Annotated in this window: 2 protein-coding genes; both read left to right on the top strand. The window is 50.5% G+C overall.

Annotated elements, in window-relative coordinates:
• A partial coding sequence (locus tag JOD82_RS25825) for a non-ribosomal peptide synthetase (RefSeq protein ID WP_209950195.1) occupies nucleotides 1-5,238 on the top strand: 5,238 nt, incomplete at its 5' end.
• 164 nt (nucleotides 5,239-5,402) lie between these two features.
• A complete protein-coding gene (locus JOD82_RS25820) occupies nucleotides 5,403-16,622 on the top strand; it encodes a non-ribosomal peptide synthetase (RefSeq protein WP_208332773.1) in 11,220 nt (3,739 codons plus the stop codon).
• Nucleotides 16,623-16,670 lie beyond the last annotated feature (48 nt).

The following is a 16,670-nucleotide window of genomic DNA, read 5'->3' as shown; positions in this document are numbered from 1 at the left end:
GACGGCAACATTGAATATTTGGGCCGGATCGACCATCAGGTGAAAATCCGGGGTTACCGGATCGAGCTGGGCGAAGTCGAGGCACAAATTTTGAAGGTGGAGGACGTACAAGAGGTCATCGTACTGGCACAAGCGGACGAACAGGGGCAAAACCAACTGGTGGCGTACTATGTTGCTGAACGGGAAGTAAGCGCTGGTGAGCTGCGCAGCTTACTGGGCGAGGAGCTTCCAAACTACATGGTGCCTTCGTATTTGGTACAGCTAGAACAGATGCCGCTGACACCGAACGGTAAAATCGACCGCAAGGCACTGCCAACACCGGAAGGCAACCTGCAAAGCGGAGCTGATTATGTCGCACCGCGGACGTGGGTGGAAGTGAAGCTGGCGCAAATTTGGCAGGATGTGCTGGGTCTGGCGCAGGTTGGTGTGAAAGAAAACTTCTTCGAGATTGGCGGACACTCGCTGCGGGCGACGACGCTGGCCTCGAAAATTCACAAGGAGCTGAACAAGCCGCTTCCACTGCGCAGTATTTTTGAAGCGCCAACGATTGAACAACTGGCAACGGTCATGGAAGGTCTGGATCAAGTGGCGTATGCGTCCATTCCGGTAACGGAAGAACGCAGCTTCTACCCGCTTTCCTCGGCGCAAAAACGACTGTTTGTGCTGCATCAGTTCGACCCGAATGATGTGAACTACAACATGCCGTCAGTGCTGCAAGTGAGTGGTCCGTTGGACGTGAAGCGAGTGGAGGACGTGTTCCGTCAACTGATTGCCCGTCATGCGACCTTGCGCACTCGCTTTGAGCTGGTGGACGGTGAGCCGGTGCAATGGATTGAGGACACCGTGCCGTTCGAGGTGGAGTATACAAAGGTACAGGTAGAGGGTGCGACTACGGATACAGATCAGGATACAACCACGGATACGGACACGATGGTCAGCCCAGAAACGCAGGCATTGGTACGCCGCTTTGTACGTCCGTTCGATCTGAAAGCCGCTCCGCTGCTGCGGGTAGGCTTGGTAGATTTGGGCGTACAAGGAACCGAGCAGGAATCGCAGCATTTACTCATGCTCGATATGCACCACATCGTCTCGGATGGCGTGTCCATGGGGGTACTGACTGAAGAATTTGTCCGCTTGTATGACGGTGAAGAGCTGCCGCCACTGCGGATACAGTACAAAGATTATGCGGTATGGCAGCAAAGCGAAGCCCATCAAGAGTGGATGCAACGTCAGGAAGCGTACTGGCTCGACACCTTCCGGGGTGAACTGCCTGTATTGGATCTACCGACAGACTTTGCCCGTCCGTCGGTACGAAGTACGGCAGGCGATACGGTGGTGTTCGGACTGGAACGTGAAGTCAGCGAGCGGCTGAAAGAACTGGCGGCGTACACAGGCTCCACGCTGTATATGGTGCTGCTGGCGGCGTACACCGCGCTCTTACACCAATACAGCGGGCAAGAGGACATCGTAGTCGGCACACCGATTGCCGGACGACCGCATGCAGATTTGGAACCGATCCTCGGGATGTTCGTCGGTACGTTGGCATTGCGAAACTATCCGACAGCGGAACATACCTTCCGCAGCTACGTGGAAGAAGTGAAAGTTTGTGCTCTGCAAGCCTATGAACATCAGGACTATCCATTTGAGGAACTGGTGGAAAAGCTAAATGTGAAGCGGGATATGAGCCGCCATCCGCTGTTCGATACGATGTTCACCCTGCAAACCACCGAGGAAGGCGAACTGCAACTGGCAGATCTGAGCTTCCGTCCATACGGCTTGGAACAAACGCCAGCGAAGTTTGATTTGACGCTGGAAGCCAGAGAGGAAGAGGCAGGTATCCAGTTCGGATTGCAGTATGCAACTGCGTTGTACGAGCGCGAAACGGTAGAACGGATGACGCGTCACTTTGTTCGCTTGGCCGAAGCCGTGGCGGCGAACCCGGATGCGAAGCTGGGTGAGCTGGAGTTGATTACGGCAGAAGAAACCGAGCAGATTCTGAAGGTGTTTAATGCTCCGAATGCGCACAGCCTGCTTGGAGCATTACAAGGCCATTCGCTCAGCGAACGCTTTGAAGAGCAAGCGAAGCGCAACCCTGAGCGGATAGCCGTTGTGTCTGGGGCCACCGCGCTGACCTACACTGAGCTAAATGAGCGTGCGAACCAATTGGCTCGTGTGTTACGAGCGGAAGGGGTCGAAGCAGATCAACCGGTTGGCGTATTGCTGGAACGTTCTGCGGATATTCTGGTGAGCATTCTGGGGGTACTGAAGGCCGGAGGCGCGTATGTGCCGATGGATACGATGTATCCACAGGAGCGCATCGACTACATGCTCCAAGACAGTGGGGCCAAGGTCGTGATTACAAGTAGAGTTGCCAACCTGTCGCTCAGCTTGCCATCCACAGTTCGAGCTGTAGTCTTGGATGACGAGGACGTTCAAGCTCAACTGGGAGCACAGGATGCGAGCAACCTGATCCCTGTCGCCGGCCCGCATAACCTGGCCTATATGATTTACACGTCAGGCACCACCGGTCAGCCGAAAGGGGTCATGATCGAGCAGGGCAGTGTTAGCAATCTGGTAGATGCTTTATGGAAACGAGTATACAGCCGTTACGAACAGCCGCTTCATGTCGCATGGCTGTCAGCATTTGTATTTGATGCTTCGGTGAAGCAAATCTTTGCCAGCTTGCTGTTAGGCCACACTCTGCATGTGGTGTCCCGTGACGTCAGCCTGAGCGGAGAGCATTTGATCGCCTACTACCGCACGCACCGGATTGATCTGTCGGACGGCACACCTGCGCATCTGCATATTTTGAGCGAAAGCGTCAGTGTGACGGAAGCGCCGGAAGTGAAGCATTACCTGATTGGTGGCGAAGCATTATCCGTGCAGCTGGTACAAGTGTTCCTGCACAAGTGGTCCGGGTATCGTCCGGTGATTACGAACGTGTACGGTCCGACCGAAACGACGGTAGATGCGACCGCTTATACGATTGAAGATGTGGAGTCCCTGAACGCACTGCTGGAAAAAGGGGAGCATACGGTATCCATCGGAACGCCGATCGCGAACCAGTCGGTGTACATCTTGAACAGCCAGCAACAGCTGGTGCCGATCGGTATCGCAGGTGAGCTTTATATCGGGGGTGCAGGTGTCGGACGAGGATACCTGAACCTGCCGGAGCTGACGGCAGAGAAGTTCGTCCTGAATCCGTTTGCTGATGCGGCAGCAACCGATCCAGCGGACAGCACTCACGCAAACCGGATGTACCGCACGGGCGACTTGGCACGGTGGATGCCAGACGGCAGTATTGAGTATTTGGGCCGGATCGACCACCAGGTGAAAATCCGGGGTTACCGGATCGAGCTGGGCGAGGTGGAGGCGCAGCTGCTGACCGTGGACGGCATTCAGAAAGCCATCGTCACAGCATGGGAAAACGAAGACGGACACAAGGACCTGTGTGCCTACATCATAGCTTCAGCGTCCCTGAGTTTGCCGGAGCTGCGTAATGCGCTGCAGCCGAAGCTGCCGGATTACATGATCCCGACGTATGTGGTACAACTGGATCGTTTCCCGCTGACACCGAACGGGAAAATCGACCGCAAGGCGTTGCCGGCACCGGAAGCACGTCTCGAAGGAGGCCTGGAGTATGTTGCACCGCGGACGCCGCTGGAAGCCAAGCTAGCCCAAATCTGGCAGGATGTCTTGAAGCTGTCCAGCGTAGGAGTCACCGACTCATTCTTTGACGTGGGTGGGCACTCCCTGCGGGCAACGACGCTGGTGGCCAAAATCCATCAGGAACTGGACAGCCGGATTACGCTGCGTGAGGTGTTCCAACACTTTACGATTGAGCAGCAAGCCCAGCTCATCGCAACGCACGGCACAGACACCTATACGGTGATTCCTGCGGCGGCGAAACAGGCATACTACCCGGTTTCCTCGGCTCAAAAAAGACTGTACATTTTGAGCCATCTGGAAGGTGGGGATCTCAGCTACAATATGCCGGGTGTACTAACCGTGGAGGGACCGCTTCAGGCCGATCGGCTGGAGGATGCGTTCCGTCAGTTAATAGCTCGTCATGAAACGCTGCGGACTTCCTTTGAAATGCTGGAAGGCGAGGTCGTACAGCGGGTGTACGATCAAGTGGAGTTTGCAGTAGAGCACCTGCAAGCCAGGGAGTCCGAAGCCGATGCCTATATCGAGTCCTTTGTACGCAGCTTTGACCTTCGCCAGGCACCACTGCTGCGTGTCCGTCTTATTCAAACCGGACCAGAGCGCCATCTCCTGATGTACGACATGCACCATATTATTTCAGACGGTGTATCGTCGAACAATATCGTGCAGGAGTTGGTACAACTGTACGAAGGACAGGCATTGGAGCCGCTGCAAATTCAGTACAAAGACTACGCCGTGTGGCAGCAGCAGGAGATGCAGCGTGAATCATACCAACGCCGGGAACACTTCTGGCTGGAGCATTTAGCTGGAGAGTTGCCGGTACTGAATTTGCCAATTGCTTATCCTAGACCTGCTGTTCGCAGCTTCGAAGGTGCGATGTATGAATTTACAGTGGACGCGAATGTATCCGAGCAACTGCACCGAATTGCGACACAAACCGGAAGTACACTGTACATGGTGCTGTTGAGCGCCTACACCGTTCTGCTGTCCAAATACAGCGGTCAGGACGATTTGATCATCGGTACGCCAGTAGCAGGCCGCTTGTTGCCTGAGCTGGAGCCACTGATCGGAATGTTCGTCAATACGCTAGCCATCCGGCATCAGCCGAAGGGCAACCAAACGTTCCACAGCTACTTGCAGGAAGCCAGAGATCGTACGCTGCAAGCCTTTGAGCATCAGGATTATCCACTGGAAGAGTTGTTGGAAAAGCTGGATGTAGCACGGGATGCAAGCCGTAACCCGTTGTTTGACACCATGTTTGTACTGCAAAATACAGAGTCGCAGGAAACGAAGCTAGAAACGCTGTCCTTCAGTCCATATGTTCAGGAGCACAGCATCTCCAAATTCGATTTGACCTTGTCTATGAGTGATGAAGACGGGGAAATCAAGGGTTCGTTTGAATATTGCACGAAGCTGTTTGGGGCCGACGCTATTGAGAGATTAACCAGAGATTTGATAGCGATCCTGTCCCAGATTGGAATCGATCCAGATTTGCTGTTAGGCGATATTCAGGTTAACTCGGACGAGCGGCCGGAAGGCTTCTCACCGGATTCCATCGACTTTGTTTTTTAAATCCGTTTTCTAAAATGCAATGAGTTCACTTTGCGTGTGCAGAGGGCGGCGGCTTGTCCGACTGCCCTTGCCTGCAAAGTATTCTTTTTCTGACACAACGCTCATGTACGTAACAACGCACCATCCAACCGGGGAACAGGCCCCGAGAAGCAGGAGGGATGTCATTGAAAGCCTTATTTGAGAAGGAAAAAAATTACTGGAGTCATAAACTGGAATCTGAGGATCATACCATCTGCCTACCATACACTAACCATGTGTCCAGAAGTACAACTGTAACGAGTTTAAATTCCCATATGTACACGCTCACATTTCCAACTGAAATTTCCCAAAGAATATCATCTATAACAGGTGGCGCTCCATGGGCCGTGTTTATGGTCCTGCTTGCTGGAGTAGAGAGCTTATTGCATAAATACACAGGTGAGGAACGTGTGCTGCTGGGCATTCCGGTAGCCAAGTCTAGCAACGGTGCTACAAAGCCGATCAACCATCTACTTTTATTGAAAAATACGCTGGATTCCAGCACAACCTTCAAAGCCTTGCTGTCTCAAATCAAAACCTCTGTCGGCGAAGCTATTGAACATCAAAACATTCCTTTTTGGAACTATTCTGAATTACTTGACATTCAACGTGATGAGGATGGAAAGCCTCTTATTCACACCACAGTATCCTTGCGAAATATTCATATTTCTGATTTTTTGGATCACGTACAATCTGAACTAGATTTCCAGTTTCAATGGGAACATGAAGCGGTTTCCCTAAACGTAAAGTATAGTAGCGACCGTTATAGCGAGACGACGATTGAGCACTTTGTTGAGCAGCTTCTGCGGCTGTACACTATTGTTTTGCAGCAGCCAGAGTTGGCGATTTCCACAGCACAAGTGCTGTCAGAGCAAGAAATAGAGCAGCTGCTCCATACCTTCAACGATACAAATGTGGATTATCCACGTCATGCGTCTATTCATGAATTGTTCGAGAAACAGGCGAAGCAGACACCACAGCAGGTGGCGGTAGTGTATGGGCAAGATAGCCTAACCTATGCAGAATTGAATGAAAAGGCCAACCGACTGGCTCATTCTTTACGTAAGCAGGGAATCCGCACCGAGCAGACGGTCGGCATTGTAGCTGAACGCTCGATTGAGATGATTGTCGGTATGCTCGGAATTCTCAAAGCAGGTGGAGCGTATGTACCCATTGATTCTGATTACCCGGATGAGCGTGTACGCTATTTGCTGAAGGATTCCGGTGCGGACATACTGCTCGTGCAGCGAATGGAACATCGGCCCACTGATTTTAAGGGAATGGTGCTTGACCTTAGCGATGCCGCAATTTATGGAACGGATGATGCTGATCGTTACGATCCCATTTTGTCGAATGAGCACGGGACGAATACTGATTCGGGATACGTGGACTGCCTAGATCCGTTCTACTCCATTTCCGCCAGTCCCGAACTTGCTTCTACGACAACCATACAACCAGAAATCATGCAACCAAAAGCTACGCAATCAGAACAAGCAGAACCAGAACAAATACAGCAGACTTATGCAGCTAAAGAACAACCACAGGCGAGCGCAGCTGGTCGCTTGGCCTATATTATGTACACCTCAGGGACTACAGGCCAGCCCAAAGGGGTTATGGTGGAGCACCGTAATGTCGTGCGTTTGGTGACAAACACAAACTATGCACGCTTGAATGCCGACACACGCATTTTGCAGACCGGGTCTGTTGTCTTTGACGCGTCCACCTTCGAAGTTTGGGGTGCGCTATTGAACGGTGGACAGCTGGTGCTGGTGAGTCAGGATGTTATTTTGGACGCGCCCAAGCTCAAGGAAGTTGTCCGCAATCACGGCATTACCACGATGTGGCTGACCGCACCACTCTTTAATCAGCTATCCCAGCAGGACTTGGAACTATTTGAGGGGATGCGGGAGCTATTGGTCGGTGGTGATGTGCTGTCCGTACCGCATATTAATCGGGTATTGGAGGCCCATCCGAATCTACATATTATTAACGGCTACGGTCCGACGGAAAATACGACTTTTTCTACCACACAAGCCATTACTGGCGTTCAATCGGGATCTGTGCCCATTGGTAGCCCGATCTATAACTCGACGGCATATGTCGTGGACGGTTCGATGCAGCTCCAGCCTGTTGGAGCGTGGGGGGAACTGATTGTCGGCGGTGACGGGGTGGCTCGCGGATACCGCAACCGCCCAGAACTGACGACCGAAAAGTTCATTGACAGCCCGTTCCGTGGTGGCGAACGCTGCTATCGAACAGGGGACCTGGTGCGTTGGAATGCGGACGGGACGCTGGAATATAAGGGACGGATCGACGCGCAGGTAAAAATCCGGGGCTACCGGATCGAGCTGGGCGAGGTGGAAGCACAGCTGTTGAAGCTGGAGGCAGTCCGAGAAGCTGTTGTAATTGCACATGAAGATGAACAGGGGCAAAAGCTGCTCTGCGCATATGTGGTCACCCATGCGGAAGTAGCGACAAGTGAGCTGCGTAGCGCTTTGAGTCAGGAGCTGCCGGGCTACATGGTACCGTCGTATTTTGTACAGCTAGAGCAATTGCCACTGACGCCCAACGGCAAGGTGGATCGCCGAGCGTTGCCACAGCCAGAGGGAGGTGTAGGCTCAGGCGCAGAATATGTACCTCCTCAAAATCAATTACAAGCACAACTGGCTAGCATCTGGAAAGATGTGCTTGAGCTTGAGCGCATTGGCATTAAGGATAACTTTTTTGAGGCAGGAGGACATTCCCTGCGGGCGACACATGTCATATCACTCATCTATAAAGAATTGCATAGAAATGTGCAGCTAAAGGATCTGTTCCAGCATCCGACCATTGAACAGCTGGCGCAAGTTATTGAAGCACTGGAGCAAACCACTTATGAATCCATCCCTGTTACGGAGAATAAGCCATTTTATGCGGTCTCTTCGGCTCAAAAACGGATGTATATCCTCAATCAGCTTGATGGAGCGGGAATTAGCTATAACATACCTGGTGTCCTGACTCTGACCGGTTCACTTAATCACAAGGCACTGGATAGCGCGTTCCGTCAGCTTATTGACCGTCATGAAACATTGCGCACAAGTTTTGAGACCATGAACGGTGAACCTGTCCAGCGAGTACATGACGAGGTTCCTTTTTGCATGGAATTGACTAATGCTCACGGAGCTACCCCAAAGGAAACGGATGAGCTGGTACGTAACTTTGTCCAACCATTCGATCTGGGGCAGGCTCCGTTATTCCGAGTTGGTTTGATTGAAACAGACCCAGAGCATCATATTTTGCTCATGGATATGCATCATATCATTTCGGACGGCACCTCTATAAATGTACTAATTCAGGACTTCATTCATTTATATGCAGGCGACACGCTGCCCTCGTTACGCATTCAGTATAAAGACTACGCCGCTTGGCAACAGAAGCAGCAGCAAAGTGAACGCTACCGGGAACAGGAAAACTACTGGCTCAATACCTTCGCAGGAGAGCTACCAGTGCTTGATCTACCGACTGATTATCCACGGCCAGCGGTGAGAAGCTTTGAAGGAGATGTGCTGGAATTTACGCTTGACCAACGACAAAGCGCAGGCTTAAAAAGCATTGCGGTGCAGACGGAATCGACATTATATATGGTGCTGTTGGCAGCCTATTCGGCTTTGCTTAGCCACTATAGCGGGCAGGAGGATATTATTGTCGGTTCGCCAATTGCAGGGCGGCCCCATGCGGATCTTGGCAGTCTGATCGGGATGTTCGTGAATACACTGGCAATCCGTAATTATCCAGAAGGCGGGAAAACGTTCCGCGATTATGTGTTGGAGGTCAAGGAAAACGCGTTAAAGGCTTTTGAACATCAGGATTATCCGTTTGAAGAGCTAGTGGAGAAGCTAAGCGTGGATCGAGATTTAAGCCGTAATCCGTTATTTGATACCATGTTTGCACTACAAAACATAGAGCAAAAAGAGCAGCAGCTGGCGGGGCTGCAATTGGCATCTTATCCAAGTGAGCAAACGACGGCCAAATTTGATTTGAGTCTGTTCGCAGTGGAGGATGGAGAACAAATTTCCTGTGCTCTTCAATACGGAACTCGGCTGTACAAACGAGAAACCATTGAACGACTGACTGAACATTTGCAGCAGCTTATCAATGCGGTTACTCAACAGCCGGATATCGCTCTTTCGGCTATAGAAATGGTTTCGGCCCAAGAAAAAGAGCTGCTTGTGCAGAGATTCAATGATACGGTAGCAGACTATCCGTATCCACGAGATCAAGCACTGCATGTGCTGTTCGAGGAACAGGTAGCACAATCACCTGATCGGCTGGCCATCACCTTTGCGGACATGCAGCTTACCTACCGTGAGCTGAATGAACGTGCCGACCGTCTGGCACGCATTCTCGCTTCCCATGGGATACGGCGCGGGTCCGAGCCAGAGACACAGCGAGTAGCAATTATGGCTGAACGCTCCATTGAAATGGTCGTCGGTATGCTGGCGATTTTGAAGGTCGGAGGGGCTTACGTTCCCATTGATCCTGATTATCCTGAAGAGCGTATCCGTTATTTACTGGAGGATTCCGGTGCGGGGCTGTTACTGTTACAACGACGTGAGCAGATGCCTTTTGAACCAGGCATTCCGGTCATCGATTTGAGTGATGAACAACGATGGAGTACCAAATCTGAATTTGACGCTCATACGGATGGAACACTTCCGATTACAACAGGGGGATCTTCCTCGGATCTTGCGTATGTGATCTACACCTCTGGTACGACAGGCAAGCCGAAGGGCGTGATGATTGAGCACCGTAATGTCGTGCGCCTAGTGAAAAACAAAAGCTATGCCACGCTTGATGAAAATACACGTATGCTGCAATTGGGCGCAGTTGTGTTCGATGCCTCCACATTTGAAATCTGGGGAACGCTGCTGAACGGGGGACAACTGTATGTGGTAAGTCATGACACTATTCTGGATGCCTCCAAGCTCAAACAGGCAATTGACAAGTATCGTGTTAACACGATGTTCATGACCACGGCTTTATTCAATCAATATTCGCAGCAAGAAATCGGAGTGTTTGCGTCCTTGAAGGAGTTGCTCGTGGGTGGTGATGTGTTGTCTGTACCGCACGTCAATCGTGTGTTGAAGGAGTACTCGCAGCTTCGCCTAGCCAATATTTATGGGCCGACTGAGAACACCACCTTTTCCACCATCTATGACATTACAGAACCGCAAACCCAGGCTATTCCCATTGGACGTCCAATTGATCACTCGACCGCTTATGTGGTCAATCGTTCGTTGAAGCTGCAACCTATCGGGGCCTGGGGGGAACTGATCGTCGGTGGTGATGGTGTTGGGCGTGGATATCTGAATCGGCCCGAGCTTACGGCGGAAAAATTTATTGAAAGTCCATTCCGGTCTGGAGAATATTGCTATCGTACAGGGGACTTAGTGCGTTGGCGTGCTGATGGTGTACTGGAGTACAAGGGAAGAATGGATGAACAGGTCAAAATTCGCGGCTACCGCATTGAACTGGGTGAAATTGAAACCCGTTTGTCCACGATTCCAGGTGTGAAGGAATCAGTTGTTACCGTGCGGCAGGACGATCACGGACAAAAACAGCTATGTGCCTATTTTGTAACAGATAGCGAACTGAGCGCCAGCGACTTACGTAACATTTTGTCGCAGGATCTGCCTGGCTATATGGTGCCGTCCTACTTTGTGCAGCTCTCCAGACTGCCTTTGACGCTGAATGGCAAAGTAGACCGCAGGGCACTGCCCGCACCTGAGCACAATCTCGATACAGGTATGGACTATGTGGCACCCGAGACGGATGTCCAACAGGCACTGGCTACAGCTTGGGGAGCCATTCTTGGTATCCCGAAAGTCGGAATACAGGATAACTTTTTCCATTTGGGTGGTGACTCCATCAAGGCCATTCAAGTATCGTCCCGCTTATTTCAGGCTGGATACAAGCTGGAAATGAAGGACTTGTTCAAATACCCGACAATTGCAGGACTAAGCACATGTATTCAGCCTGTTAACCGAATAGCCGAGCAGGGCGAGGTTACAGGAAATGTAGTGCTTACACCGATTCAGCGCTGGTTTTTTGAACAACCAACGGGAGAACCACACTATTTTAACCAATCTGTCATGCTCTATCGGCAGGAAGGCTATGACGAACAGGCACTACGGCGGGCGCTCCATCAGATTACATCACACCATGATGCATTGCGTATGGTTTTTAGTTTGTCGGAGAACGGATGTACAGCATGGAACCGCAGTGTAGCGGAAGGCGAACCGTACCATCTGGAATGCTTTGACTATAATGACAGCGATGTAAACCAGCAAGATTTGGCGAAGATAATTGAAGCGAAGTGCAATGAAATTCAATCTGGTATTTCTCTAAGTGAAGGTCCGCTGATGAGACTGGGGCTGTTCCGTTGCCCGGATGGAGATCATCTGCTGGTCGTGATTCATCATTTGGCGGTGGACGGGGTATCTTGGCGCATTTTATTCGAGGATTTGGCGACTGCCTATGATCAAGCTTCCAAGGGTGAACAGGTGATTCAGCTGCCTCATAAAACAGATTCGTTCCAAACGTGGGCCGAGCAGCTGCACGCTTATGCCAACAGTCCAGCTATGGAACGTGAGCGTGCGTATTGGGGGAAACTTGCACAAGCGGAACTAGCCCCTTTGCCGCAGGATTACGGGTATAACGAGCACGAAAAGCCATTGATTGGCGATAGTGAGTCGGTTACTGCTTTGTGGACACACGCAGAGACAGAGCAGCTGCTCAAACAGGCCAATCGTGCCTACCGTACAGAAATTAATGACCTGTTGTTGACGGCAGTAGGAATGGCATTGCAAGCATGGAGTGGAAATGATCGGTTCCTGATAAATCTAGAGGGACATGGACGTGAAGCCATTTTACCAGAGGTGGACATTACCCGGACGATAGGGTGGTTTACAAGCCAATATCCTGTTTTGCTCGATATGCCGGAAGAACTGGCACTTTCGCAACGGATTAAGCGGGTGAAGGAAGGACTGCGCGGCATCCCGCAAAAAGGGATTGGCTACGGTGTACTGAAATACTTAGCCGATCATCAGACACAGGCACCGGAGGCATCTTCAGCTATATTTACGACAGATCCCGAAATCAGCTTTAACTATTTGGGACAGTTCGATCAGGATATGAAAGGGAACGACTTGCAATCTTCCTCATATGAGGGTGGGATGCCGCTGAGCCCGACCATGGCTCGAACGTATACGCTGGATTTTGGTGGCATCATTTCGGGAGGCCAACTGGGTCTGACGATTAGCTATAGCCGTACCAGCTATAGACCGGAGACGATCGAGCGATTGGCGAAATTACTGGAATCGAGCCTGCGTGAAATTTTGGTGCATTGCATCCATAAAGAACACCCGGAGCTGACCCCGAGTGATATTTCCTATAAAGGAATGAGTGTGGAGGGTTTGGACAGCCTCTTATCTGAAATGGGTGCTGCAGGTGAGATCGACAATGTATATGCACTGACCCCGATGCAGAAAGGGATGCTGTTTCACAGCCAGCTAGATAGTCAAGCAGCCGCGAATGACGCGTATTTTGAGCAGGTTTCTTATGATATGCGAGGTCAGATGGACATTCGGGCTTTTGCAGAAAGCCTGAATATTCTGGTTCGGCGACATGAGGCGCTGCGTACACATTTTTATTTTGGCAGAGATACGGAACCATTGCAGGTGGTGTATCGAAATCAGGATTGCGGCTTTCAATATGAAGATTTACACCATCTGGAGAAGGATGAAATAGATACCCGGGTGGAAAATTTCAAGCTACAAGATAAAGCACGAGGTTTTGATCTGCGTAGGGATGTTCTGCTGCGTGTAGCGATTTTACGTACCGGAGAAGACAGCTATCATTTTGTATGGAGCTTCCATCATATCGTCATGGACGGCTGGTGTCTGTCCCTTATAAATAAAGAAGTGTTTGAAAGCTATGCAGCACTTCAGGAGGGCAGAGTACCAGAGCTGGCACCCGCAGTGCCGTACAGCCGCTTTATTGAATGGCTCGAAGCACAGGATCGCAAGGCGGCAACCGACTACTGGAGCAGCTATTTATCCGGATATGAGCAGCAAACAGCATTACCAGCTGTAAAATCCGGTCGCAAGAGTGGAGGCAACACGGCTAGTGATTGGGTGACGGTTTTGGAACGTGAGTTGACCCTCCGGGTGGAGGAGACGGCTAAGCGATATCAAGTGACCATGAATACGTTACTACAAACCGCATGGGGGATTTTACTGCAAAAATATAACAACCACAGTGACGTCGTATTTGGCAGTGTCGTCTCAGGCCGTCCATCGGATATTATCGGGGTAGAGGATATTATCGGCTTGTTCATTAATACCATTCCTGTTCGCATCCTTAGTGAGGCAGGGGAATCTTTTGCAGAAGTTATGAAGAAAACGCAGGAGCAGGCTCTGGCTTCTCATGCGTATGATACGTATCCACTGTTTGAGATTCAGGCATTGACCGATCAGAAACAGGATTTAATTAACCATATTATGGTATTTGAAAATTATCCGGTAGATGAGCAGGTCGAAGAACTGGGAAGTGACGGGCAGGAACTATTCCCGATTTCCAACGTGGTGGCTGCAGAGCAGACTAACTATGATCTGAGCTTAGTCGTTATGCCAGGAGAATGCATCAAGATTCGTTTTATGTATAATGCGTTAAGTTATGATCAAACAGGCATTAAGCGTCTGCATGGACATTTTGTGAATCTGTTGGAGCAAGTTTTGCTTAACCCGAATGTTTGCATAGAAGAGCTGGAACTGGTTACAGCGGCGGAAAAACAACAAATTACAGGAGAGTTTAATAACACTGCCTCTGCATATCCAAGCAATCACACGATCCAAAAATTGTTTGAGGAGCAGGCAGAGCGTACGCCGGATCATATTGCCGTCGCTTTGGGTCATCAATCATTGACCTACCGGGAGCTCAATGAGACAGCCAACCGATTAGCGCATACGCTGTGTGATGCAGGGGTGAAACCCGATGAACCTGTTGGCATTTTGACGGAGCGCTCGCTGGATATGATTACGGGAACACTCGCTATTTTGAAGGCTGGTGGCGCGTATGTGCCGGTAGATCCACAATATCCGGAGGACCGTATCCGTTATATGCTGGAGGACTCGGGAGCCAAACTGCTGCTGGCTCAACAAGATTTGCTGGATCGTTGCTATTTTGACGGACAGATTGTTAATCTGAATGAGGATACGTCCTACAGTGCAGATGCTTCCAATCTGGGTATAGATGGAGCGGGTAATCATGCTGCTTATGTTATTTATACCTCAGGCTCAACAGGTAAGCCTAAGGGTGTCGTTGTTGAGCATCAAAGTGTCGTGCGCCTTGTCCGCAATACCGATTATGTGCCATTTGATGAATCGACTCGAATGCTGCAGACTTGCGCGTTTGTATTTGATGTATCTACGTTTGAAATTTGGGGCGCGCTGCTGAACGGCGGTCAGCTTGTTCTTGTGCATAAGGATGATCTATTGGACGCGGCCAAGCTTAAAGAGACGATACGGGATCATAGCATCACCATGATGTGGCTGACCACACCGTTATTTAATCAGCTTTCACAGCAGGATAGTAAACTTTTCGGCGATGTGAAGTATTTGCTGGTTGGTGGTGATGTTTTGTCTGCACCCCATATTAACCGGGTTCTGCGTGATAATCCGGACATGAACATCATTAACGGCTATGGACCAACGGAAAATACAACCTTTTCGACGACGTATCACATTACGGAAGAACAGCTGGATTCTGTGCCGATCGGACGTCCCATCTGCAATTCGACGGCGTATGTTGTGGATTCGTCATTTAACCTGCAACCGGTCGGAGCCTGGGGTGAGCTGGTTGTCGGCGGAGACGGAGTTGCACGTGGTTATTTAAATCGTTCTGAGCTGACGGCTGAGAGATTTCTTGCTAACCCGTGGGTGGACGGAGATCGCCTGTACTGTACAGGAGATCTTGTTCGCTGGCGTGAAGACGGCATATTGGAATACGCCGGACGGATTGATCAACAGGTTAAAATTCGCGGTTACCGGATTGAGCTGGGCGAAGTGGAGGCGCGGCTGGCAAGTGTACCGTCCGTGCGGGATAGCGTCGTTATCGCTTTGCGGGATGGAACGGGTCAACAGCAATTATGTGCTTACTTCACTGCCGATGAACAGCTGACCGTCCGTGAGATTCGAGCTGCGATGTCGGCCAGTCTGCCGAGCTATATGATTCCATCCGCATTTGTACAACTGGATCGGCTTCCGCTGACGACAAACGGCAAAATCGATCGCAAAGCTTTACCTGTGCCGGACAAAGGGCTGCACACGGGTATAGAATATGTCGCCCCGCGAACCGATGTGGAGCAGTTGCTGGCATCCATTTGGCAGGAAGTGCTTGAAATTCCACAAGTGGGTATCCATGATGACTTTTTCACGTTGGGTGGACATTCCTTGAAAGTACTGGAGCTTATACGCAAAGTTCACCTTGCCACAGACATTGAGCTCCCCATCCGTAGTGTTATGGACTTCCCGACTATAGAAGAGCAGGCGCTCACATTATTGAAAGCGGATCTGGAATACAAGGCCGATAGTCCAATCATACGGTTGAATGAACACGGTCCGATCTCCATCTTCTGCTTTCCTCCTATGCTTGGATACGGGCTGTCGTTCGCGGAGCTGGCCAAACAACTGGATCAGGACGCAGTCGTGTATGGATTGGAGTTCGTGGATGATGCTGCCGATGAGCAGGCCATGCTGGCACGTTACGTTGATTTGATCGTCAGCACGCAAGCGCAAGGTCCGTATGTACTGCTTGGTTATTCCATAGGTGGTAATCTGGCGCATAAGGTTGCTGACACACTGGAACGTCAAGGTCATACCGTATCAGATATTTTTATGCTCGATTCGGTCAAAAGGGCGGAAGCCCTGCCCTTCACAGCTGAAGAAACAGAGCATGAAATTCATGACATGCTGGAACAGGTTCCCGACTCCTACCGTGAGCTGTTGAATGAAACGTACCAACGTAAAATGATCGCTTACGCGGTGTATGGCAACCAGCTTGTGAATACAGAGAGCGTTCAGGCGAATATTCACGGCTTTGTCGCCGTTGGATCGGAAACGGTGAGGGGTACAGGAGATAATCGACTTTTATGGAAAGACGCTACACAAGGTAGCTATGAAGAGCATAGCTTGATTGGTAATCATTATGAACTACTGGAACCCGGATTTATCGAGAAAAATGTAAAAAGTATCCGTGCCGCAATACAAAAGATAACTCGGAACACGGACAAAGACATGACACAAGATTTAGCACATCATAAATCTTGAAAATCTACGGTTGATGATTTTAAGAACTGAATCACTAATTTTTTAATC

The organism is Paenibacillus sp. 1182 (assembly GCF_017833915.1).
Lineage (GTDB): Bacteria > Bacillota > Bacilli > Paenibacillales > Paenibacillaceae > Paenibacillus > Paenibacillus polymyxa_D.
Note: the sequence above shows the minus strand (reverse complement) of the source record. Positions and strands in the feature narration are given on the sequence as shown.